This window comes from Pseudomonas sp. AC247, assembly GCF_979258015.1.
Map to the genome: position 1 here is coordinate 5,504,185 of NZ_OZ409829.1, position 21,399 is coordinate 5,525,583.

Annotated in this window: 21 protein-coding genes; 4 read left to right on the forward strand and 17 right to left on the reverse strand. The window is 58.8% G+C overall.

All coding sequences use genetic code 11. The features are described 5' to 3' along the window. The first annotated feature begins 65 nt into the window (after positions 1-65). Entirely contained in the window at positions 66-1,226 is a 1,161-nt protein-coding gene (locus ACZZ0B_RS24975) for an AAA family ATPase (protein ID WP_463546463.1), read from the forward strand. Positions 1,227-1,347: 121 nt separating this feature from the next. On the opposite strand, the gene ACZZ0B_RS24980 is transcribed toward ACZZ0B_RS24975, so the two are convergent. The 15 genes from ACZZ0B_RS24980 to ACZZ0B_RS25050 all read right to left on the reverse strand — a co-directional run bounded on the left by ACZZ0B_RS24980 (position 1,348) and on the right by ACZZ0B_RS25050 (position 15,145). Continuing rightward, the gene (locus tag ACZZ0B_RS24980; RefSeq protein ID WP_212546434.1) at positions 1,348-2,220 is read right to left on the reverse strand and encodes a transporter substrate-binding domain-containing protein; all 873 of its coding nucleotides are present in this window, start codon (positions 2,218-2,220) and stop codon (positions 1,348-1,350) included. Then, positions 2,217-2,999: an amino acid ABC transporter ATP-binding protein gene (locus ACZZ0B_RS24985; protein WP_158830843.1), complete on the reverse strand. Its 783-nt coding sequence runs from the start codon at positions 2,997-2,999 to the stop codon at positions 2,217-2,219. The genes ACZZ0B_RS24980 and ACZZ0B_RS24985 overlap by 4 nt, the downstream gene beginning before the upstream one ends. Next, positions 2,996-3,655 carry an amino acid ABC transporter permease gene (locus ACZZ0B_RS24990; RefSeq protein ID WP_463546464.1) on the reverse strand — a complete coding sequence of 220 codons (660 nt, stop codon included), beginning with the start codon at positions 3,653-3,655 and terminating at the stop codon, positions 2,996-2,998. Before ACZZ0B_RS24990 ends, ACZZ0B_RS24985 begins: the two co-directional genes overlap by 4 nt. Then, positions 3,636-4,301 (reverse strand): amino acid ABC transporter permease, encoded by a 666-nt coding sequence (locus tag ACZZ0B_RS24995; RefSeq protein WP_463546465.1) that lies wholly within the window; start codon positions 4,299-4,301, stop codon positions 3,636-3,638. Before ACZZ0B_RS24995 ends, ACZZ0B_RS24990 begins: the two co-directional genes overlap by 20 nt. A gap of 573 nt (positions 4,302-4,874) precedes the next feature. Then, positions 4,875-5,672: a MetQ/NlpA family ABC transporter substrate-binding protein gene (locus ACZZ0B_RS25000; RefSeq protein WP_007918708.1), complete on the reverse strand. Its 798-nt coding sequence runs from the start codon at positions 5,670-5,672 to the stop codon at positions 4,875-4,877. Between the two features lie 260 nt (positions 5,673-5,932). Further along, positions 5,933-6,853: a sigma 54-interacting transcriptional regulator gene (locus tag ACZZ0B_RS25005; RefSeq protein WP_463546466.1), complete on the reverse strand. Its 921-nt coding sequence runs from the start codon at positions 6,851-6,853 to the stop codon at positions 5,933-5,935. A 52-nt stretch (positions 6,854-6,905) separates the two neighbouring features. Continuing rightward, entirely contained in the window at positions 6,906-7,487 is a 582-nt protein-coding gene (locus ACZZ0B_RS25010) for an alpha/beta hydrolase (protein WP_440096715.1), read from the reverse strand. A 272-nt stretch (positions 7,488-7,759) separates the two neighbouring features. Next, on the reverse strand, positions 7,760-8,161 hold the full coding sequence (locus ACZZ0B_RS25015) for an ExbD/TolR family protein (RefSeq protein WP_003220570.1): 402 nt from the start codon (positions 8,159-8,161) through the stop codon (positions 7,760-7,762). A 1-nt stretch (position 8,162) separates the two neighbouring features. Next, positions 8,163-8,888, reverse strand: a complete 726-nt coding sequence (locus ACZZ0B_RS25020) for a MotA/TolQ/ExbB proton channel family protein (RefSeq protein ID WP_134176178.1) — start codon at positions 8,886-8,888, stop codon at positions 8,163-8,165. Between the two features lie 45 nt (positions 8,889-8,933). After that, positions 8,934-9,746, reverse strand: a complete 813-nt coding sequence (locus ACZZ0B_RS25025) for an energy transducer TonB (protein ID WP_440096717.1) — start codon at positions 9,744-9,746, stop codon at positions 8,934-8,936. 262 nt (positions 9,747-10,008) lie between these two features. Further along, positions 10,009-10,344 carry a hypothetical protein gene (locus ACZZ0B_RS25030; RefSeq protein WP_440096718.1) on the reverse strand — a complete coding sequence of 112 codons (336 nt, stop codon included), beginning with the start codon at positions 10,342-10,344 and terminating at the stop codon, positions 10,009-10,011. Between the two features lie 66 nt (positions 10,345-10,410). Further along, the gene (locus ACZZ0B_RS25035) at positions 10,411-10,734 is read right to left on the reverse strand and encodes a hypothetical protein (protein ID WP_008081770.1); all 324 of its coding nucleotides are present in this window, start codon (positions 10,732-10,734) and stop codon (positions 10,411-10,413) included. Positions 10,735-10,900: 166 nt separating this feature from the next. After that, positions 10,901-11,227, reverse strand: coding sequence for a hypothetical protein (locus tag ACZZ0B_RS25040; protein ID WP_008081769.1), 327 nt, complete (start codon positions 11,225-11,227; stop codon positions 10,901-10,903). Between the two features lie 190 nt (positions 11,228-11,417). Beyond that, positions 11,418-12,761, reverse strand: coding sequence for an aryl-sulfate sulfotransferase (locus ACZZ0B_RS25045; RefSeq protein ID WP_463546467.1), 1,344 nt, complete (start codon positions 12,759-12,761; stop codon positions 11,418-11,420). Between the two features lie 23 nt (positions 12,762-12,784). After that, complete coding sequence (locus ACZZ0B_RS25050; protein WP_008081767.1) at positions 12,785-15,145, reverse strand: TonB-dependent receptor; 2,361 nt, start codon at positions 15,143-15,145, stop codon at positions 12,785-12,787. A gap of 165 nt (positions 15,146-15,310) precedes the next feature. Here ACZZ0B_RS25050 and ACZZ0B_RS25055 point away from each other — a divergent pair, with 165 nt between their 5' ends. Together ACZZ0B_RS25055 and ACZZ0B_RS25060 are read left to right on the forward strand one after the other, a co-directional pair. After that, the gene (locus ACZZ0B_RS25055; RefSeq protein WP_463546468.1) at positions 15,311-16,255 is read left to right on the forward strand and encodes a LysR family transcriptional regulator; all 945 of its coding nucleotides are present in this window, start codon (positions 15,311-15,313) and stop codon (positions 16,253-16,255) included. A gap of 190 nt (positions 16,256-16,445) precedes the next feature. Beyond that, positions 16,446-18,062, forward strand: coding sequence for an alkaline phosphatase family protein (locus ACZZ0B_RS25060; RefSeq protein WP_463546469.1), 1,617 nt, complete (start codon positions 16,446-16,448; stop codon positions 18,060-18,062). A gap of 107 nt (positions 18,063-18,169) precedes the next feature. Here ACZZ0B_RS25060 and ACZZ0B_RS25065 read toward each other — a convergent pair whose 3' ends face one another. Continuing rightward, a complete protein-coding gene (locus tag ACZZ0B_RS25065) occupies positions 18,170-19,090 on the reverse strand; it encodes a TauD/TfdA dioxygenase family protein (protein ID WP_463546470.1) in 921 nt (306 codons plus the stop codon). A 180-nt stretch (positions 19,091-19,270) separates the two neighbouring features. Between ACZZ0B_RS25065 and ACZZ0B_RS25070 the strand changes: the two genes are divergently transcribed. Further along, positions 19,271-20,191 (forward strand): LysR family transcriptional regulator, encoded by a 921-nt coding sequence (locus ACZZ0B_RS25070; protein WP_008081763.1) that lies wholly within the window; start codon positions 19,271-19,273, stop codon positions 20,189-20,191. Between the two features lie 77 nt (positions 20,192-20,268). Here ACZZ0B_RS25070 and ACZZ0B_RS25075 read toward each other — a convergent pair whose 3' ends face one another. After that, complete coding sequence (locus tag ACZZ0B_RS25075; protein ID WP_463546471.1) at positions 20,269-21,282, reverse strand: ABC transporter substrate-binding protein; 1,014 nt, start codon at positions 21,280-21,282, stop codon at positions 20,269-20,271. Between the last annotated feature and the right edge of the window lie 117 nt (positions 21,283-21,399).

Sequence of the window (21,399 nt, forward strand, 5' to 3'; positions counted from 1 at the left end):
TGCAAAGATCAGAAGATCGCAGCCTGCGGCAGCTCCTACAATGGGCGTCCAGGAGAAGGATATTCATGCTCAAGACTCTGGCGGTGGCCAATTACCGCTCGATCAATAAATTGGTGATTCCACTCGGCCGGTTGAACCTGATCACCGGCCCCAACGGCAGCGGCAAGTCCAACCTGTACCGGGCGTTGCGCCTGTTGGCGGAAACCGCGCAGGGCGGTGTGGTCAATGCGCTGGCGCGTGAGGGTGGCCTGGATTCGACGTTCTGGGCCGGGCCGCAAACCCTCAGCCGGCGCATGCGCAACGGTGAAGTGGCGATCGAGCCGACCGTGCGTCAAGGCGTGAAGCGCCTGCGCCTGGGCTTTGCTGGCGAGGACTTCAGTTACTCGATCGCCCTGGGTTTGCCCGAACCGAGCCGCTCGTTTTTTTCCCTCGACCCGGAAGTCAAACGCGAATGCATCTGGGCCGGGCCGGTGTATCGCCCGGCCAGCCTGCTGGTGGATCGCAATGGCCCGATGATCCGGGCCCGTGAAGACCGCAGCTGGGACGTGCTGGCGCAGCACACGCCGAACTTCGACAGCCTGTTCGACCAGGTCGGCAGCCTGCGCAGCTCGCCGGAGGTGTTCCAGATGCGCGAATTCATCCGCCGCTGGCGCTTTTATGATCACTTTCGCAGCGATGCCGACGCACCGGTGCGCCAACCGCAACTGGGTACGCGCACGCCGGTGCTGCATCACGATGGCCGCGATCTGGCGGCGGCGTTGCAGACCATCATCGAGATCGGCGATCCCGAGGCTTTGCAGAGCGCCATCAGCGACGCGTTCCCCGGCGCACGGCTGCGGATCGAGCCGTTGGCGGGAGGACGCTTTGCCATTGAGTTTTATCAGGAAGGATTGTTGCGGCCATTGTCGGCGGCGGAGTTGTCGGACGGGACGTTGCGCTATTTGCTGTTGGTCGCGGCATTGCTGACGCCACGGCCGCCATCGCTGATGGTGTTGAACGAACCGGAAACCAGTCTGCACCCGGATCTGCTGCCGGCACTGGCGCGATTGATTATCCGTGCCTCGGAGCAGTGTCAGGTGTGGGTGGTGTCGCATGCACGGCGGTTGATATCGGCGTTGCAGGAAGATCCAGAATGCAATTGCATCGTGCTGGAGAAAACCCTGGGCCAGACCGGGATGGTCGAGCAGCGGGTGCTGGATGAGCCGGCGTGGCATTGGCCGGATTGACTCCCCACTGATCGTTCCCACGCTCTGCGTGGGAATGCAGCCGTGACGCTCCGCGTCACTGGACGCGGAGCGTCCCCAGAGGCATTCCCACGCGGAGCGTGGGAACGATCATCCCTGCAAATCAGCCCTGCCACTTGCCGCCTTCAACAATCACGCTCTCAGGCTTGGTGTCATCGCTCAGTTCTTTACGCACATATTGGTCATACAGCTTGAGCAGGTATTTCTCCTCACCCAGCTTGGTCAACTCGGTATTCACCCAGTCACGCAATTCGATATTGCCCTTCTTCACCGCCGGCGCGATCGGTGCCTCGGCGCCGAGCTTGTCATCCAGCACGCGGTAGCCCGGGTTCTGCTTGGCCCAACTGAACAGCACCAGGTTGTCTTGCGCGTAGGCATCGCCACGGCCATTGGCCAGGGCTTGCAGCGACTCGGAGTTCTTTTCGAACTTGAGCAGTTTCCAGTCAGGGTGGTTCTTGGTCAGCCAGATATCGGCGGTGGTGCCGGTGGTGACGATGGTGGTGCGGGTCGCCAGGTCATCAAGATTTTTCACCGAGCTGCTCTGCGGCACCAGCGCCTGCACTGCGACCTTGAGATTCGGGTTGGTGAATTCCACCGCTTCCTTGCGCTCCGGCGTCACGGTCATGTTGGCGAGGATCAGGTCGACCTTGTCGCTCTGCAGAAACGGAATGCGACTCGCCGGTTCGACGGCAACGAACTCGACCTTGTTTTCATCGCCGAGCAGATCCTTGGCGAAACGCCGGCCGATGTCGGTATCAAAGCCGACGTAACGCCCGGCCTCATCGACAAAACCGAACGGCGGCTTGTCGGTAAACACGCCGACGATCAGTTTGTCGCGGGCCTTGATCTTGTCCAGGTAGCCCGCCGGCGCGGTGCTTTCGCTGGCGACTTTCGGCTTTGGCGGTTCTTCGGTTTTGCTGCAACCGGCAAGTAAGGCGAGGCTCAGTAGGGGCAGTAAAAAAGCGGCAGTTTTCATAACAGTTCCAGTTCCTTTGTCGGATTCGTTTTTGGCAGTGTTGCAACGAAGGAGAACTTCTCCAGAAACTGCTGCGCGCGTGCGGTTTGCGGGTTCGTAAAGAAAATCTCGGGTGGGGTCTGTTCAAGGATGCGCCCGGCATCCATGAATACGATGCGGTCAGCCACCGCGCGGGCGAAGGCCATTTCGTGGGTGACGATCAACAGGGTCATGCCTTCGCGGGCCAGGCCCTGGATGACCTGCAAGACTTCCTTGACCATTTCCGGGTCGAGGGCGGCGGTGACTTCATCGAAGAGCATCACGCGCGGGTTCATGCACAGCGAACGGACGATGGCGATACGTTGCTGCTGACCACCGGAGAGCTGACGCGGGAAGGCGTCGCGCTTGTCCAGAAGTCCCACGCGCTCAAGCAACGCCTCGGCTTGCTGCTGCGCTTCGCGGCGCTGACGCTTTTGCACTTTCAGCGGGCCGAGCAGCAAATTGTCGAGCACGCTCATGTGCGGGAACAGGTGATAGCTCTGGAAAACCATGCCGATCTGCTGGCGGATCTCGCGCCAGTCGGTGGCCTTGTCCAGCAGCTCGCGGCCGACAAATTTCAGGCTGCCGCTGTGCGCCTCTTCCAGACCATTGAGGCAACGCAGCAAGGTGCTTTTGCCGCAACCGCTGGGGCCGAGGATGACGATCACTTCACCGCTCTGCACCTGCAGATCAATGCCGTTGAGCACTTGCTGCTCGCCATAGAATTTGTTGAAACCGTGAAACTCGATCAATGCGCTCATGCTTGTGTCCAGCGCCGCTCCAGCACGCGCGAAGCGGCCGAGAGCGGGTAGCAGATGAAAAAGAAAAACAGAAACAGCGCGCCGTAGATCAGCACCGATTCGTAGGTGCGTTCGATGATCTGCTGGCCGACCTTGATTACATCCACCACACCGATCAACACCGCCAGCGAACTGGTCTTGATGATCCGCGTGTAGACGTTGATGGTCGGCGGCGTCATGCGTTTCAGCGCTTGCGGCAGCAATACGTAGCCGTAGAGTTGCGCGGCGTTCAGGCCAATCGACAGCCCCGCTTCACGCTGCCCGCGCGGCAACGAATGCAGCGCACCGCGCGCCACTTCGCCGACCTCGCTGGCGCCCCACAGCGACAGCACCAGCACTGCGCACCAAAAACTCGGAATGCTCAGGCCGAAGAAAATCGGCAAGCCGAAGAACAACAGGTACAACCAGACCAGCACCGGAATCGCCCGGAACAGCTCCAGATACACCCGCAGAATCGCGTTAAGCCACGTCACGTTGAGCGTGCGCAACACGCCGTAGAGCACGCCGCCGACGGTACTGATGGCGATGCTCAGAAACGAGATCGACAAGGTTTGCCCGGCGCCTTTGGCCATTTGCGGCAACGACACCCAGAGCAGTTCAAGACCCGAACTGGCCATGCTGGAGCCTCCTTTCCAGACGGCTGAGCAACAGCGACAGCGGCAAGAACAACAGCACGCAGATCAGTGTCAGCACGGCGAGCATTTCGTAGGTTTTGTAATAGAGCGCGATGTAGCTCTTGGTGGTGTAGAGAATTTCTGGCACCGCCACCGCCGAGACCACGGTGGTTTCCTTGAGCAGAAAAATGAAATTGGCGAACAACGACGGCAGGCTGAGGATCCCCGCTTGCGGCAGGATCACGTAGCGCAGCAACTGACCGTGGGACAGGCCGATGGAACGCCCGGACTCCAGTTGCGCCTGCGGCACCGCATCGACGCCGGCCCGCAGCACTTCGGTGAGGTAGGCGCCGCCGAGGAAGGTCATGGTGATGATCGCAGCGGTGAAACCGGACACTTGGATTCCCACTGCCGGCAAGGCGAAGTAGACGAAGAACAACTGGATCAGCAGCGGCGTGTTACGCGCCAGCTCAACGTACAGGCCAACCAGTTTTTGCAGGTAAGGCGTGCGGAACACCAGAATCGTCGCGTTGAGCAGCGCCACCAGCAATGAGGTGCCAATGGCGATAAAACCCACCTGCAGCGTCACGCCCACGGCTTTGAGAAACGCCGGCAGGGTGCTGAGGATAAAAACGTAATCGAAGGTCATGAAACGTCCTGGACGTCGCTCGGTAAGCGACGGTGGTGCAGTCCGTGGACAGCGGATGGCTGCCCGGCAAGCACCGACTTTATAGGTATAAAAACAAGAATTTAAATACCGTTAAAGCATATTGATATCACCCAAAAAACTATCCTGTGGATTTGCCGGGAAGAAAGAAGAAGGCTATTTTCCCTAGCGCTGTAGGAAGGATCTTTTTTTCATAAAAGCCCTCCAAGGACGAACAGCTTTTGGCCAGACTCCCCGGCCGAACCCATTACAAGGAAGACAACATGGACGTAAAAGTGCCGCAGCGACTGGATCCGCAGGAGATTGTGAAATTGTTGGTGGCGTTGCGCCGGGCGTTGAAGGCTGGTGTGGCCTGAGCAATAAAGATCAAAAGATCGCAGCCTTCGGCAGCTCCTACAGGTGTTCATTTCCCTGTAGGAGCTGCCGAAGGCTGCGATCTTTTGCTTCTGGCTGCTGATTTTGTGAATTTACAAATCCAGCACACACAAAAACGCCGATGCCCATCGCTGGCCATCGGCGTTTTCACACCTTGAAGGGGGTGGTTCAAGCGTCAAATCAGAACGCCGGCAGTACCGCGCCGTTGTATTTCTTCTCGATGAACGCTTTGACTTCCGGGCTGGTCAGGGCTTTGGCCAGTTTCTGGATCGCGTCGCTGTTCTTGTTGTCCTCACGGGCCACCAGGAAGTTCACGTACGGCGAGTCAGCACCTTCAATCACCAGCGCATCTTTCTGCGGGTTCAACTTGGCTTCCAGCGCGTAGTTGGTGTTGATCATGTCCAGATCAACTTCCTTCAGAACGCGTGGCAGCAGCGCCGATTCCAGTTCCTTGAACTTGAAGTTGTGCGGGTTCTTGGCGATGTCTTTCGGCGTTGCCAGAGCGTTTTTCGGGTCTTTCAGCTCGATCAGGCCGGCCTTCTGCAGCAGGATCAGCGCACGGCCGCTGTTGCTGCCTTCGTTGGGGATGGCGATGGTCGCGCCGTCCGGCAGTTCAGCCAGGGTCTTGTACTTGCTCGAGTAGCCACCGAACGGTTCAACGTGCACACCTTGCACGGTCACCAGGTACTTGGACTTGTCGTCCTTGTATTTACCCTGGTTGAAGCTGTTCAGGTACGGCAGGGTCTGGAAGTAGTTGGCGTCCAGACGCTTCTCGCCCACTTGTACGTTCGGCTGAACGTAGTCGGTGAACACTTTGATTTCCAGATCCACGCCTTCTTTGGCGAGGGTCGGTTTGATCAGCTCAAGAATTTCAGCGTGCGGGACCGGGGTCGCGGCAACCACCAGTTTCTCGCCGGCGTTGGCCAAAGAAGCAGTCAGAGCGGCCGCCAATGCGGTAAACAACAGAACCTTTTTCATGCAGTGTCCTTATCGAAAATCACGGTCGCAAATGGCGACGGCATTTAATACGAGTGCCAGTGAAGTGCTATCTCTGGCGTGAAGCGGACAATACCGGGATTTTTTATTCCCGGACAATAACGTTTATTCACGTTGTTATTCCATTTTGCTCATACACGCAGGCTAGACATGTAGGAGCTGCCGCAGGCTGCGATCTTTGGATTTTCAACAAGTTAAAACGTTGAAAAGCAAGATCAAAGGATCGCAGGCTTCGCCAGCTCCTACAGGAGGCCGGTGTTTTTCAGGAGTTTTTTGAGGGCGGCTTGGTCAGCCGTGGAGCCGGTGGCGATGATCTGGTTGATCTGGGCCTCGATCTGCGTCAGTAGCGGCGGCAGGTTCAGGTGTTCCGGGAGGATTTCGTCGCCGGTGCTCACCAACAAGGCAAAGTGAATGACGTTTTCCAGCTCGCGGGTGTTGCCCGGCCAGCTGTGTTGTTCGAGCACGTGCTGCGCCGCTTCGCTGATCAGCGGCACCGGCAGATCCAGACGCTGGCTGTAGATGCCGAGAAAATATTCGGCCAGCGAGAGGATATCGCCGGTGCGTGCGCGCAAGGCCGGCAGTTCGAGATGGCCTTCGCTGAGGTAGTGATAGAGGCGCTCGTGGAATTTCCCGGCGTCCACCGCTTGTGCCAGATCAATGCTGGTGGCGGCGACCAGACGCACGTCGACCGGACTCGGCTGATGCGCACCGACACGGGTGACTTCATGGTTTTCCAACGCGGCGAGCAATTTGATCTGGATCGGCAGCGGCAAGTCGCCGATTTCATCCAGGTACAGGGTGCCGCCATTCGCCGACCCGAACCAACCGGCGCGACTGCTGGCCGAGCCGCTGAACGTGCCAGCGGCATAGCCGAACAACTCGGCATCGGCGTAAGTCGGGCTGATCGCGCCGCAATTGACCGAGACGAACAAACCGCTGCGATCACTGGCGCGATGGATATGGCGGGCGAGCAGTTCTTTACCGGTGCCGGTCTCGCCGCGGATCAACACCGAGATCGAGCGCGGTGCCAGTTGTTCCAGTTCTTCACGCAACTGACGCGAGCGCGGATCGACGAACACCAGCGCCTTGGCGCGAATGCTCAGGGGGCTTTTTTCCGCATCGGGAAAGGTCAGCAACGGCTGACCGAAAGTTTCAAAACTCATGGCAGACTCCCGCCCAAAACCGCCGGGAGACGGGGGCGATCAAAGAAAAAAATCAGGCGCGACGGCGGGCGTGGTGTTCCATACGGTTTTGCAGGCGATAGAGATACGCAAAACCCTGCTCCCAACGCTGATGCCCGGACTTCACATTGATGTGCCCGGCACCGGCAAGAATTCCCGCCTCGGCGCCCCAGTTGCGCGCCAGCTCCATGGCACGCGGCGCACTCACCGCGGCATCGTTGTCGGAGCTGACCACCTGGCTCGGGAATGGCAGCAAATCCGTCGGGATCGGTGCGAAATTGCGCAGCGCGGGTACGCAGGCCGGACGTTCGACATCGGCCGGCGCGACCAGCAAGGCACCGCGCACCTGACGCAGATAGTGCAGCGGCGCAGTGGCTGCCCAATGGGCAACGGTGATGCAGCCGAGACTGTGAGCGATGAGGATCACCGGCGTGCTGTCGGCGGCGATCGCCTCGGCAAGGGCCGCGACCCAGTCTTCACGACGCGGCGTCAGCCAATCGGCCTGTTCGACCCGCGCACTGTTCGGCAGGCTGTTTTGCCAATGGCTTTGCCAATGATCTTCTGGCGATCCTTGCCAGCCCGGCACAATCAGGTAGCGGATTGATTCGTTGCGCATGGGGAGCTCTCCTGCGTCGTGTCTGTTCCTGAACGAGTATAGGGATGGGATTTATATTCGTTAAGGAATAAGAAGCTATTTATTAAGACCTGAATTGCATATACAAAACCCTATGTAGGAGCTGCCGAAGGCTGCGATCTTTTGATCTTGTTTTTTAAAAATCAAAATCAACAGATCGCAGCCTTCGGCAGCTCCTACAGGGTTGGTGTTCGACCAATAAAAAAAGGGCCGCACCCTGCCAAGGAGACGGCCCCGGAAAAACGTAAAGCCTGTTACCGCGCGGTGATCACCGACAACTTGGTAATCCCCGCCCGCTCGATCGAAGCCATGGCGCGCGCCACTTCGCCGTAGTTCACCCCATCATCCGCCTGCAACTGCACGCGCACTTCCGGGTCCTTGGCCTTGGCCGACTTCAGGTTGAATTCCAGCAAATCCGGCTGAATCTCATCCTTGTTGATAAACAGTTTGCCGGCGCCATCGATGCTCACCACCAGCGGGTCCTTCTGCTCAACAGGCGCCACCGCTTCGGTCTTCGGCAGGTTGATCGGTATCGCGTTGGTCAGCAGCGGCGCGGTGACGATAAACACCACCAGCAGCACCAGCATCACGTCCACCAGCGGGGTCACGTTGATCTCGCTGAGCACCTCATCACTGTCTTGCGTGGAGAAGGCCATATCAGGACGCCTCCTTCACTTTTGCCGCGTTGCCCGGCGCTGCAACCTTGTGTGCCGTCGGGTGGATCAACACGCGGAAAGCACTCTTTTGCGCCAGGCTGTAGAAGTCGTGGGCGAAGTCATCCAGATCCGCCGCGGTCAGTTTCAGACGACGCAAAAAGTAGTTGTAAACCAGCACCGCCGGCACCGCGACGGCAATCCCCACACCGGTCGCGACCAGTGCCGCACCAATCGGGCCGGCGACTGTTTCCAGGCTCGCCGAACCGGCGGCGCTGATGCCCTTCAACGCTTCCATGATTCCCCACACCGTGCCGAACAAACCAATGAACGGCGACGTACTGCCGATACTCGCAACCACCGCCAGACCGGTTTCCAGCGAACGGCGTTCGCGGACAATCTGCTGACGCAACGCACGCTCCAGACGATCCTGATGGTTGATCGCCTGGCTCAAATCATTGGCCTGCGGCGCCTCGCCTACTTGAATCGCTGCGTAACCAGCCTGCGCTACTCGCGCTGCGGCACCGGGTTGGGTCTCGCTCAATTCAGCAGCGGAATCGAGACTCGACGCCGCCCAGAAGCGTTTATGAAAACGCCGATCCTGCGCCTTCAGACGACCGAACTGCACAGCCTTGAGCAATGCCAGCCCCCAGGTGGCGACGGAAAAAACCACCAGCAGCCAGATCACCGCGCTTTCGATGGATTCCAGTGGAGATGCCAGTAACGTCATGATGTATTCCCTCGTGTAAACGTTTCGCGCGAATTTGGTTGCGGTTTAATGAATCTTGAAATCGATGGGTACGCTGACCCAGCCGTCCTGGGCGACATCGCCCTGCTTGGCCGGGACGAAACTCCAACGTTTGACGGCGCTTAAGGCCGCGTCGTCGAGCTGTTGCCTACCACTACTTTTTGCTATCTGAATCTCACCCGGTTTGCCGCTGGCCAACACATGCACGCGCAGCAGCACCGTGCCTTCCCAACCGCGACGCTGAGCCAGTGACGGGTATTCCGGCGCCGGGTTTTTCAGGTACGCGGCGTTGGCCGAAGCGGGCGTCACCGGAGCAGGCGCCGGTGGTGCCGGTGGCGCGGGCGCAGCGACCGGGGCTGCCGGTTGGGGTGGCGCCGGTGGTTGCTCGACCGCTTTCGGTGCCGGTTTCGGAGGTTGCTTGACCACCGGTTTCGGCTTTGGAATCGGCTTCGGCGGCGGTGGAGGTTTTACCGCCAGTTCGTCTTCCACCGGCGGCGGAGGCTCGACCACCGGTGCCGGTGGTGGCGGCACGACGACCGGTGGCGCAGGCGGTGCCGGACGCGAGAATTCGATGGTCATCGGTGGAATTTCCGGCGGTACGATCGGCAGCACCGGCGTCGGCTTCTGGCTGATCCAGTAGATCACCGCGCCATGCGCCAACAACGCCAGCACACCCAGCAGAATCGCTTCGCGCCGGCTCAGAATGCCCTTGGGTGCACGTTGCAGGCGCAACTGCCCCAACGGCACACGATGGGGCCGGCCGAGATCGACCAATTCGCCACTCGGTGCCTGGCGCCACAGCACCTCCTGTGCACTGGCGGCGGTCTGGACATTGCCCATTGATTAACTCCCTGCGGTCTTTTTGCGAAGTACCGGACCGATCGCCGCTACATCCCCCGGGCGAACGGTCGTTGGGTGAATCATTGGAGCAATCGTTTATCTCCGAAAGTAATTTTTATCGATTTATTTAGATCATTAAGGAATATTAATTCTGCTCGTTTCGCTGTGAGCCCCGGCGGGTAAAGGCTTGCGCCACAGTGGAAATTTACAATGCTTTTCAAGCATGAAAAATATTCGGCGAAGGCATGTGAAAACCCTCGTTTCAAGGCGTTTGGCGGATAAATTCGCGGGCTGTCAGGCCGACGTTTCCGTTATTTGCGACATCAGTCCCCATGGCCCTCAGCCGCGTGTACCGCTGATCAGCAGAAAACAGCACCCAGGCCTGCGCCATGCCCGAGGCAAATCCGACACTGAAACTGATGGCTACCGGGCCAGAGGAAAGGCCATGCTTGAAGTGATAATTGGCAAATCCCAAGGGATATTCGATCCCAGCCAGCGACAGCGTTCCGCTGCAAGTGCCGTGGCTGTCGTCGCCCTCTTCGAGGGTCAGCGTCGTGTTGGAAGATTCGTGGCGATACACGCCGTTGATTGCGGACATGGTCAGCATCCTTGCTAAAGATTGAAAAAAACACGGTAGGCGCTGCCGACGGCTGCGCCTGAAGAGTCAGGGGTGACGACGGAAGTCAGCGGGCAGGCTACTGAGCACGCCATCGAAGGTGACCCGGACGCAATGCCCACGGAGTTCGTGGGTACCCCGCGTCGATGAAAACAGTGACAGGGCGAAATACCCGTGGTCTTCCTGCGCTGCGATCAAGGTGACCGTGGTGGGGGGCTGATAGCCGTTCAGATGGGTGTAACGACCATTGATGATCGCGTAATCAACACCACCGTAATGCAGGGTGCCGCGAAAACTGCCGGTGCGGTCGTCAGAGTCGACGATCGTCAAGGTGGGGCCAGCAAACGTGCTGGAATAAAAAGCGTTTTGCATGGGAAGTGTCATCGCTGCGTGCGGGATTGCGAAACGAGCTTAATAGCGTCTCGCGGTAAACGCTGTCATCCACAGGTAGCCTGCTTCATATGAAAACTACTTATTTCCTGTACGAAAAAGCCGCCAGGCTTCTTGAAAGTCTGGCGGCTTTTTTATTACAAGGGGATTACTGTTTTACAAACTCTCCGGCCAAACCCACTACATCACCATCAAAGTTAGTACGTGAGCCCACCGCACGAACTTTTGAATAGTTATGATCCGGCGAGAACAAGGTCCAGGACTGATAACCCGTGCCTTCATTCAACGCCGCGAACGTGATGATCGTAGGCTGCCCGGTGCTGTTCTGGAAATGGTAGTGACCGTACGCAATGTCGTAATTCACGCCGTTCTGGCTGAACTTGCCGCTGAACGTGCCGTTGGAGTCGTTGCCATCGGTAATCGTCAGTTTGGCGCCAGCGTTAGCGTTTACATAATTGCCATTAATGCTCGACATGATGCGACTTCCTTTATCGTTGGGATAAGTGTCTTCCGATGAGAGCAAGTTTCCTCCTGGAAACTCACGACTCAGAGAATGGTTCGACATTCCCCTGCTGTCCATGTGAGCAACTAACTAAATTGCAATAAGTACTGTTCGAGTTACTCATAACTTATTGCCAATCAGTCGAACATTAATTCCAAATCAACTAACGGCTGGCGTTGCTCTGTTGCACACCGATGGCAGGCGCAATCACTGCCGTTTCCGAACGTGGCGTGCCGATGGGCACCCAGTCATAACTCACAGGTAACGCGCGATAGACCCAATTGCTGATGGCGTCGCTGCCCGGCGCCTTGCCGAGGTACGGACTGACATATTCCCAGACGTTTTCGCCGCTGGCCGTGACCTGGAAAAACCGCCCGTTCATGCCTTCGTCGATCAACGTGTTGCCGTTGGGCAAACGCCGCGCGCTGCTGATGAACGAGCTGTAAAACGCCCACCCCGGTTGCTTCGAATTGGCGGCGCTGTACTGCCAGACGATTTCGTTTTTCAACGGGTCGATTTCCAGCACCCGTGAACCGGAGATCAGCCCCAGAGTGACGTTCGGATAACCTGCCGACCCCTGATTGTCGAACACCAGCACATTGCCGGCGCCAGGCAGTCCGGCAGGAATGATGTGGGCGTCATGCTGGCCGACAAACTGATCCACTGGGCGCGGCAGTGTCCGGGGCGCTTTCGGATTGATCAGCGGCAGATTCGGCCCGAGGCGCCAGACCACTTTGCCGCTGCTTTTGTCGATGATCGCGATGAAGTTGGCGTTGCGTGAATCAAACAGCAGGTTGTCCGGATTGAAGCGTTTATCACCGGCATCGAACCATTTGTTCGGCCCGACCACACTGAGGTTGTTGATGTGCAGGTAATCGGCATCCTCGCTCCCTCGCACCAGTTTCAATTGCTCTGGCGTAAAGCCGAATTCGTTGAGGTGCTCCGACGCCAGCCACTGCCATTTCACCGCACCGTCGGGACCGACCTCATAGATCGCATCGTCGATCACCTCGGGCACTTTGAAGCCTTTGACCTTGTGCACCTTGTTCGCCAGAACGACGGTGTTGCCGTTGCTCAAGCGGCGCTGATCATGATGCTGCTGCGCCGCGCCACCGGGCGCCTTGTCGCCCCACTGCCAGACGACTTTGCCGTTCCAGTCCAGCTCGCCGACGCTCTGATTGCCCAAGCCATTGCCGGCCGAACCGAGTTTGCCGGGGTCCTTGTCACTCAGTTGCAGCAGCACATGCCCGCGCTCACCGCCGATCAGTTTCGGGTCGATGATCGCTGAGGGAAAACCGGCTTGCGGCCAATTCTTGACCTCGTTGCCGTTCATGTCGATCAGGTGCGTCTGCTTGTCGGCGCCACTGAAAATCACGTACTGATTGAAGGCTTTGTCCGGGTCGTAACGGGTGACACCGGTCGGGTATACGCTGGGCGCGGCGAAGGCGCCCGCGCTGAACACCGCGCCGGACAACAACAGCGGAAAAGCCGTTTTGATGCGCAACATGATGCAGCTCCTTGAGTGACGAATCAGAAGTCGTAGCGACCGGTGACGCCGAGGGTGCGCGGTGTGCCGAGCAGGCCTTCATAGCCGCCGTTGCCGCCCGTCCACAGGGTCGTGTAATAGGTTTTGTCGAAGGCGTTTTTCAGCCACAGCGAGATGTCCCACTGCCCTTGGTTGAAGTCGCCGCGCAGGCCGGTGGAAAGGTTGACCACGGCGTAGCTCGGGATCTGCCCGTAGTCGGAATCCTCGACCGTGCCCACCGCTTTCGAGCGGAAGGCGTAGCTGCCTGTGACGTACGGTTCAAAGCCGTTATCGAGATTCCATTTGTATTCGCCGTTGGCGTTGCCGATCCATTTCGAAGCACCGACCACTTGATGACCGCTAAGGTCGCAAGAGGCTGGAGCACCCGGTGCCTGGCTGATTTCCGGCGGGCACGGCGCGTCTTTGTAGGAGAGGTAACTGACGTCGTTGAAAGAGCCGTTGAAGTTCAGGGTCAAGCCGCGCAACGGGATGATCGTGCTTTCAAACTCGACGCCGCGCGAGCGCACGGAGCCGGCGTTGGTCAGGTATTGCACGCGGTTGACGTCGTCGTAGGCGTTGGTCTGGTAGGCGTTGACCTGGGTCCAGAACACGTTGGCATTAAGCTGCAGGCGGTGATCCCACAGGGTGCTTTTAAAACCGAGTTCGGCGTTGTTCGCGCGCTCGGTGCCGATCAGCAGCGAGTCGGCGCCGGCAGTCGGTGCGGAGCCGACCGCGAGGTTAACGCCGCCGGATTTTTCACCGTGGGACAACGTCGCGTAACCGAGCACATCGTCAGTGATGCGATAGCTGAGGTTGAGCAATCCGGAAGGGCTGGAACTGTACTGATTGAGATCGCCGGAATCGTAGGCACCGGTGCGACCGCGCCGGGCCGTTGCCGCGGCGCCTGTGACAGCCGCGCCACCGACCGGCGCATCGCGAGTGACCCAGGCATTCTTCTCTTCGTAGGTGCCACGCACGCCAGCGGTGAAATCCAGACGCTCGCTGAGGTGCCAGGTGCCTTGTGCGAATAGCGCGAAACTGTCGGTCTTGATGTGACCGTTGCCGACACTGCCGACATTGGCCAACGCACCGCGCGGCGTGCCGTTCCAGATGTCCGCTTGCGGGCCGTAATAGGCGAAGGATTTGTTGTCCAGATCATTGCCGAAGTAGTAGGCGCCGACGACGTAGTCAAAGAACTCGCCCTTGGGCGACGCCAGACGAAATTCCTGTGAGTACTGTTTGTCTTCTACCGAAACACCAGCGTTGTAAGTCGCCGCGACATTGAGACCGTCGTCATTTTTCGGGGTGAAATTCCAGAAGCGATACGAGCTGATCGAGGTCAGGGTGAAATCGCTCGGCAGCGTCCAGTTGGCCTCGACTGACGTACCGCCCTGATGCACGGTGACGTGCTGGTCGTTGTCCAGGTTGACCTTGCGGTGCGAACCGTTGACCAGGGTTGCGCCAGCGGCCGCCGCGCGCGCCGAGTAGAGATTGACACCATTGATCGTCGGCCCGGTGTTGTACAACACGCGGGTGCCGGCACTGGAATCCTCTTCGTTGTAGTCGCCGATCCAGCGCAGGTTGAAGTCTTCGTTGGGTTTGAACAGCAACTGCGCGCGGAAGCCATCGCGCGAGCCGCCGTTCAAATCATGGCCGTTGTATTCGTTCTTGATGTCGCCGTCGCTACGGGTGCGATAAGCGGAAAAACGCCCGGCCAATTCATCGTTGAGCGGCCCGGAAATCGTGCCCTTGGTTTGAAAATAACCGTCCTCGCCGACCGAGGTTTCGATGCTGCGCTCGGGCGTGAACGTCGGCGCGCGGGTGCTGATGTTGATCACCCCGGCGGTGGTGTTTTTGCCGAACAGCGTGCCCTGCGGCCCGCGCAGAACTTCGAGTTGTTCGATGTCCATCAAGTCGAACACCGCCATGCCCGGACGGCCAAGATAAACGTTGTCGATGTACAAGCCGACGCTGCCCTCCAGACCATCGCTCGCCGGGTTGTTGCCCAGGCCTCGGATCGACACGCTGGATTGCCGCGCATGCATGTAGGCGACGTTGACGCTCGGCACCAGTTGTTGCAAATCCTGAATCCGGTAAACCCGCTGCGTTTCCAGATTCTGCCCGCTGACCACGCTCATCGGCGTCGGCACGTCTTGCGAACTTTCTTCGCGGCGGCGGGTGGTCACGGTGACCGTTTCCAACTGCGAACTGTTCGCCGCTGGTTTGCCTGCGGGTACCGGCGTCGGCGCCTCCGTTTCCGCCGCGTAGCTGTGAGTCCAGCTGGCGCTGCCTGCCAGCAACAGGGCCAGGGGCAGGCGTTTGAGCCGTCGTGGTGTTAGGGGTGACGCGAGGTTCAACGGACTCATGGCGCGGCTCCTGGTCAAAAAACACACAGACATCTTCAGTGCTGCATATTCTTTTAAGTTATTTATTTATGGATTTACAAATATTTACTGCATAAGAGATTGCCTTTATAAGGAGTCGACCTAATGCATATCCAATGCATTTCCCGGATATTTTTTATGTGAAAAATGCATATCGACTTGCGGCAACTTCGTCACTTCATCGCCCTGGCTGAGCAACGCAGCTTTGTCGCCGGCGCGCAGGCCGTGAACCTGTCGCAGTCGGCGTTCAGCCGCAGCATTCAGGCGCTTGAACACAGCGTCGGCTGTCAGTTGGTCGACCGTGGGCGCAAGGAATTGCCGCCGACCAAACAGGGCCAGGTACTGCTCGAACACGCGCGGCGGCTGGTCAGTGGCGCGCAGCAAATGGCCAACGAGATCAGCCAGTTCAATGGACTGGAGGCCGGGGAATTGCGTTTCGGCTGCGGGCCAGCGCCGGCGGCGGGATTGATCCCGCGAGCGATCGGCAGCTTTATCGGTCGCTATCCGAAGGCGCGGGTGCAGTTTCAAGTCGAGGATTGGCAGAGTCTGAGCAAGCGCTTATTGAGCGAAGAGTTTGAATTCTTCGTTGCCGACACTCGGCATTTCGAGGCGGATCCGGATTATCTGACGCATCGGTTGCGCCCGCGTAAATGGCATTTCTGCTGCCGCGCCGGGCATCCGTTGGCGGCATTTGATCGAGTCACCGCCGAGCAATTGATGAGTTATCCGTTGGCGGTGAGCATCCGCCCGCCGAACCTGCGCAAGGTGATTGTCGACCTCAGCGGCCGCCCGGATTTCACCCCGAATGTGGAGTGCGAAAACAGCTCGAGTTTACTCAGTGTGGTGCTGCGTTCGGAGGCGATCGGGATTGTCGGCGCGTATTCGGATGCGTTGCACCAAGCCAAGGGTGAGTTGGTGTGTTTGCGCATTGAAGGGTTGGCGGATGATCTGGAGGAGTTGTATACGCGTTACGGGATTGTCAGCCGGGCGGGGTATCGGTTGTCGCCGCTGGCGGAGGCGATGATTGAGCAGATCAAGGCGATTGATGCGGTGGATGAGGAGGTGTGCTCACTGGATAGACTTGCCGTCTGATCGACCGCTATCGCGAGCAGGCTCACTCCTACATTTGAAATGCATTCCCCTGTAGGAGTGAGCCTGCTCGCGATAGCGTCAGTGCAGGCACCGATGCATTCCCTGCATAAAACCCATTCCCCAAATGCACTTGCCGAACACCCCCGCCGACAGCGAAAACCCTCACCTGTCCCACTGACCGGTGAAACCCATGTCCACCCCGCCAAACCCCGTGCGCAACGTGCTGTACATCATGTGCGATCAACTGCGCCGCGATTACCTGTCCTGCTACGGTCATCCGCATTTGCACACGCCGAACATCGATCGCCTGGCCGCCGCCGGCGTGCGGTTCAGCCGCGCCTACACTCAAGGCACGATCTGCGGACCGTCGCGGATGTCGGCGTATACCGGGCGCTATGTCAGCAGCCATCAAGTCGCCTGGAACGCCGTGCCGCTGCCGCTTGAAGAGCTGACGATCGGCGATTACCTGCGCCCTCACGGCATCCGCACAGCGCTGGTTGGCAAGACCCACGCGACCGCGAACATCGACGCCTTGCAACGCCTGGCGATCAACCCGGAGAGCGAACAGGCCGAAGTGCTCAACGAAGTCGGCTTCGAACCGTACTTTCGCCACGACGGCATCTTTCCCGATGACCCGCTGTTCGACGACAAACGCGAATCCGCGCCCTACACCCATTACCTGCGCGAACAAGGTTTCGACGGCAAAAACCCTTGGCACGACTGGGCCAACGCCGCCGAAGGCGAAAACGGTGAAATCCTCAGCGGCTGGAAAATGCGTCATGCGAATTTGCCAGCACGAATTCCCGAGCAACACTCAGAGACTGTCTACACTACAAATCGAGCCATCGACTTCATCACCGAGCAAGGCGAGAAATCCTGGTGTTTACACCTTTCCTATATCAAACCGCACTGGCCCTACATCGTACCGGCGCCGTACCACGCCTTGTACAGTACGAAATCGATTCTCGAAGCGGTCCGCGCGACGCCCTCCGAAGCCAGCAAACACCCCGTATACACTGCCTTTCGCCAGCATGAGGAAAGCCTCAACTTCTCCCGCGACTCAGTACGATTGACTGTAATCCCCACCTACATGGGCTTGATCAAGCAAGTGGATGATCAGCTCGGGCGTCTGTTCGACTTTTTGCAAAGCAACGGCCGTTGGGACGACACACTGATCGTGTTTACCAGCGATCACGGCGACTTCCTCGGTGATCACTGGCTCGGCGAGAAGGAGTTTTTGCTGGAGCAGGCGGTGGGCGTGCCGTTGATCGTGCGCGACCCTCGGGCAGCGGCGGATATCACGCGCGGCACGGTGGATGATCGACTGGCGGAAACCATCGATGCGTTGCCGACATTTCTTGCGGCATTGGGACTGCCGGACGCGGCGCATCGGCTCGAGGGGCGCTCGTTGATTCCGCTTCTTCACGGCGAAAATCCGGACTGGCGCCGCTATGCAATCAGCGAATACGACTACGCCTTTCAGGCGCCGGCGCGCGAGCGACTGGGCCAGCCGATCGACCGTTGCCGGATGACCATGGTGCGCAGCGAGCGCTGGAAATACCTGGCGTACGACGGCTTTCGGCCGCAGCTGTTTGATCTGTTGAATGATCCGCAGGAGCTGCGTGACCTGGGTGATGACCCGGCGTTTGCGGCAGTGCGCGAGGAGCATGCGGGGTATTTGTTTGAGTGGGTGCGGGGGTTGAAACGGCGCACGACTATCAGTCATCAAGAAATTGATTTGCGCGGGCAGCGGTTTCGCTACGGTGAGCCAGAAACCGAAAAGCTCGTGCAAATCGGCGTTTGGTGATTAAAAGCATCGCTGGCAAGCCAGCTCCCACAGGTTTTGCGTCGTTCACATCCTTTGTGTCCAACAACAATCCCTGTGGGAGCTGGCTTGCCAGCGATGGGGCCCGATCAGACGCCGACGATATCTGCGCCTTTGATGGTTTGACTGCGCTGCCCGTTCGCACCCACCGGCACTTCACCTTTGAGCGTCACCCGACGCACCACCCGATCCTGAGTGCCGTAATCATCAATCGCGTAATGCTGCGTCGAGCGGTTATCCCAGATCGCCACGTCACCGGCCTGCCAGCGCCAGCGCACGGTGTTTTCCTGGCGGATCACATGGCTCTGCAACAACCCGAACAGGTGTGCCGAATCCGCTTGCGAATAACCCTTGATGCGTTTGACGAAATGCCCCAGCAGCAAGCTCTTCTCGCCGCTGATCGGGTGTACGCGCACCACCGGGTGCTCGGTCTCGTAGACGGTGGAGGTGAAGACCTTGCGATAGCGCTCCAGCTTCTCCGCCGACACGTCAGGCTTGGCGCTGGCGTAGTCGTATTCGTTGCTGTGCACGGCGACCAGTTTGTCGGCCAGTTCGCGCAGCTCGGTCGGCAAGCCGTTGTACGCGGTGGCGGTGTTGGCCCACAGGGTATCGCCACCGAATGCCGGAGCCACCACCGAGCGCAGGATCGAGGCTTTCGGATAGGCGTCGACGAAGGTCACGTCGGTGTGCCAGGAGTTGGCGCGCTGACCTTCAGCGCCGTCCAGTTCGAGCAGATAACGCGTGCCTTCACGCGACGGCACGGTCGGATGCGCCACCGGTTCGCCGAGCAAATGAGCAAAAGCTTCCTGACGCTGATCGTCGAGCTGAGTCTGTTCGCGGAAGAACACGACTTTGTACTGAACCAGTGCCTGTTGAATGGCTTCGACGGTGGCGGCGTCCAGTTCACCGGACAAGTGCACGCCACGAATCTCGGCGCCGATACGACCGGCCACCGGGTGAATTTCCAGCGCGTGGACAGCGGGTTTTACGGCGAGTGCGGCATTGCTCATGGGTAGACCCTCATCAACTGCTTACGGTTGGCGGCAGCGAAACAACGCTCTATCTATATTCCATTTACATCTAATAGATATTCACATGCTTCGTTGACGGAATAAGAGCTTGCATTTAAAACCTCTAGCAACCCTCGTCGCAAATGCCTTCGAGCTATTTTTAGGATGCCGGAAAAGCATATGGATCTTCGCCAGTTGCGCTACTTCATCGCCCTCAATGAACACCGCAGTTTTGTCCGTGCGGCGGACGCGATGGGCATCACCCAACCGGCGTTCAGCCGCAGCATTCAGGGGCTTGAACAAGAGTTCGGCTGCGTGCTGGTGGATCGCGGCAACAAGGATTTACGCCCCACCCCCGAAGGCCAAGTGGTGCTGCAACACGCCCTGAGCCTGGTGCAAGGCGCAGCGTTGCTCAGCGCGGAAGTGACGCAGATGACCAAGCTCGATGCCGGCGAAGTGCACTTCGGTTGCGGCCCGGCGCCGGCGGTGAAACTGGTGCCGGATGCGGTGGCGCAATTCATCAACGCGCACCCGAAAGTGCGCACCTGTTTTCAGGTGGATAACTGGGAAAAACTCAGCCGCGCGTTGAGCCGCGAAGAGATTGAATTCTTCATTGCCGACATTCGCCATTTCGAGTCAGATCCGAACTTCCAGACTCAAGCGCTGACGCCCAAACGCGGGGTGTTTTTCTGCCGGCCCGGGCATCCGTTACTGGCCAAGGAAAGCCTGTCGACCAACGACATGTTCGACTACCCGTTGGCAACCACGCTGATCCCGCCGGGCATTCGCAAATTACTGGCGAACCTCAGTGGACGCATCGATTTTTCCCCGACCATCGAGACCGAACATTTTCCGGCGTTGGTGAAAGTGGTGCTGCAATCGAATGCGATTGGCGTGGGCACGGAAGAGGCGTTTGTCGAGGACATTGCCAAGGGTTCGCTGGTGTTGCTGCACTGGCGCAATCTGCCGCAGAACCTGGAGAGCATGAATGCACGCTGCGGGATTGTCAGCCGTACCGGGTTTCGGCTGTCACCGGCGGCGCGGGCGATGATCGAGACGTTGGTGGCGGTGGATCGGCAGGAAGTCAGCCTCGCTGTTTAAAGATCAAAAGATCGCAGCCTGCGGCAGCTCCTACCTGGATCGATGTAGGAGCTGCCGCAGGCTGCGATCTTTTGCTTTTAGAGCTTGGCCGCTGCCAACTCAGGCGCCACCCAATCGTTGACTTTGAACGGCTTGCGAATCAGCTTCTGCTGCGCCGCCAGATCGACCTTGTCCTGCAAGCTACCCAGGAACGCCGGATCCAGGGTCGACGGGAATACTTCGCTCAATTTCTGATCCTTCAGATCCTCGGTGAGGATCACCGGTGGATAACTCGCCAGCCCTGACACCAGCTGCACATAGGCATCCTTGTTGCTGTCCTGGGTCAGCCATTCCACCGCCTGCTGCTGCGCCTTGAGCAATTTCGCGACTACCTCCGGGTGCCCGTCGACAAACTTGCCGCTACCCACCAGCACCGACTGCACACTGCCGGCACCGCCCAAATCCTTGGTGTTCAACGGCAACTCGGCCAAGCCCTTGACTTGCAACGCCGCCAACCCGGAACTGCCCCACGATGCATCAATCTGTTTGGCCGCCAGCGCTGCGGTCGCGCCGGTGAAGTCGAGGTTGATCACCTTCAAATCCCTCTCGCTCAAGCCCTGACTGGCCAGCGCCGCGTCGAACGACAACTGCGTCGCGGTACCCTTGAAGATCGCCACACGCTTGCCCTTCAGATCCTGCAAGGTCTTGATCCCGGAACCCGGCACCACGCCGAGATACTGCTTCACTCCACGCGCACCGGCACTGAGCAATCGCGTATCGAGGCCGTTGGACTTGCCAATGATCGCCGCCAGATCGCCCAGATACGCCAGATCGACCTGACCATTGGCAAACGCCTCATTGATCACCGGCCCGGCGCCCTTGAAGAAGCTCCACTGAATCTTGATGCCTTGGTCGGCAAAGGCCTTTTCGAAGATCTGCTGATCGCGCAGTACGTCGACCACTCCGCCACCGCTGTGCTGGGTGCCGGCGCTCAGATCGGGCACGGCGATACGAATTTCCTTTAGCTCATCAGCCTGCGCGGTGAACGCAAGCAGGCCCGCCAGCGCAGGAACGGCAAACAGACTGAAAACGCGTTTAAAGGGAAGGTTCATGGGTGCGGCTCCTTGATCACGACGGGCGTTGAGGAACCGAAAGTAGGCTGAAGCGATGCATTCACTTAAATACTATAAATGCACATTTTTATAGCTTTTTGAGCTAAGCAAGGCATA

Coding starts and splice junctions, on each gene's coding strand:
- ACZZ0B_RS25060 (WP_463546469.1), top strand. CDS start 16,446: ATGTCCACCCCGCCAAACCCCGTGCGCAACGTGCTGTACATCATGTGC.
- ACZZ0B_RS25075 (WP_463546471.1), bottom strand. CDS start 21,282: ATGAACCTTCCCTTTAAACGCGTTTTCAGTCTGTTTGCCGTTCCTGCG.
- ACZZ0B_RS25020 (WP_134176178.1), bottom strand. CDS start 8,888: ATGACGTTACTGGCATCTCCACTGGAATCCATCGAAAGCGCGGTGATC.
- ACZZ0B_RS25040 (WP_008081769.1), bottom strand. CDS start 11,227: ATGTCGAGCATTAATGGCAATTATGTAAACGCTAACGCTGGCGCCAAA.
- ACZZ0B_RS25070 (WP_008081763.1), top strand. CDS start 19,271: ATGGATCTTCGCCAGTTGCGCTACTTCATCGCCCTCAATGAACACCGC.
- ACZZ0B_RS25015 (WP_003220570.1), bottom strand. CDS start 8,161: ATGGCCTTCTCCACGCAAGACAGTGATGAGGTGCTCAGCGAGATCAAC.
- ACZZ0B_RS25045 (WP_463546467.1), bottom strand. CDS start 12,761: ATGTTGCGCATCAAAACGGCTTTTCCGCTGTTGTTGTCCGGCGCGGTG.
- ACZZ0B_RS25035 (WP_008081770.1), bottom strand. CDS start 10,734: ATGCAAAACGCTTTTTATTCCAGCACGTTTGCTGGCCCCACCTTGACG.
- ACZZ0B_RS25055 (WP_463546468.1), top strand. CDS start 15,311: ATGCATATCGACTTGCGGCAACTTCGTCACTTCATCGCCCTGGCTGAG.
- ACZZ0B_RS25030 (WP_440096718.1), bottom strand. CDS start 10,344: ATGTCCGCAATCAACGGCGTGTATCGCCACGAATCTTCCAACACGACG.
- ACZZ0B_RS25065 (WP_463546470.1), bottom strand. CDS start 19,090: ATGAGCAATGCCGCACTCGCCGTAAAACCCGCTGTCCACGCGCTGGAA.
- ACZZ0B_RS24980 (WP_212546434.1), bottom strand. CDS start 2,220: ATGAAAACTGCCGCTTTTTTACTGCCCCTACTGAGCCTCGCCTTACTT.
- ACZZ0B_RS25010 (WP_440096715.1), bottom strand. CDS start 7,487: ATGCGCAACGAATCAATCCGCTACCTGATTGTGCCGGGCTGGCAAGGA.
- ACZZ0B_RS24990 (WP_463546464.1), bottom strand. CDS start 3,655: ATGGCCAGTTCGGGTCTTGAACTGCTCTGGGTGTCGTTGCCGCAAATG.
- ACZZ0B_RS25005 (WP_463546466.1), bottom strand. CDS start 6,853: ATGAGTTTTGAAACTTTCGGTCAGCCGTTGCTGACCTTTCCCGATGCG.
- ACZZ0B_RS24975 (WP_463546463.1), top strand. CDS start 66: ATGCTCAAGACTCTGGCGGTGGCCAATTACCGCTCGATCAATAAATTG.
- ACZZ0B_RS25025 (WP_440096717.1), bottom strand. CDS start 9,746: ATGGGCAATGTCCAGACCGCCGCCAGTGCACAGGAGGTGCTGTGGCGC.
- ACZZ0B_RS25050 (WP_008081767.1), bottom strand. CDS start 15,145: ATGAGTCCGTTGAACCTCGCGTCACCCCTAACACCACGACGGCTCAAA.
- ACZZ0B_RS25000 (WP_007918708.1), bottom strand. CDS start 5,672: ATGAAAAAGGTTCTGTTGTTTACCGCATTGGCGGCCGCTCTGACTGCT.
- ACZZ0B_RS24995 (WP_463546465.1), bottom strand. CDS start 4,301: ATGACCTTCGATTACGTTTTTATCCTCAGCACCCTGCCGGCGTTTCTC.
- ACZZ0B_RS24985 (WP_158830843.1), bottom strand. CDS start 2,999: ATGAGCGCATTGATCGAGTTTCACGGTTTCAACAAATTCTATGGCGAG.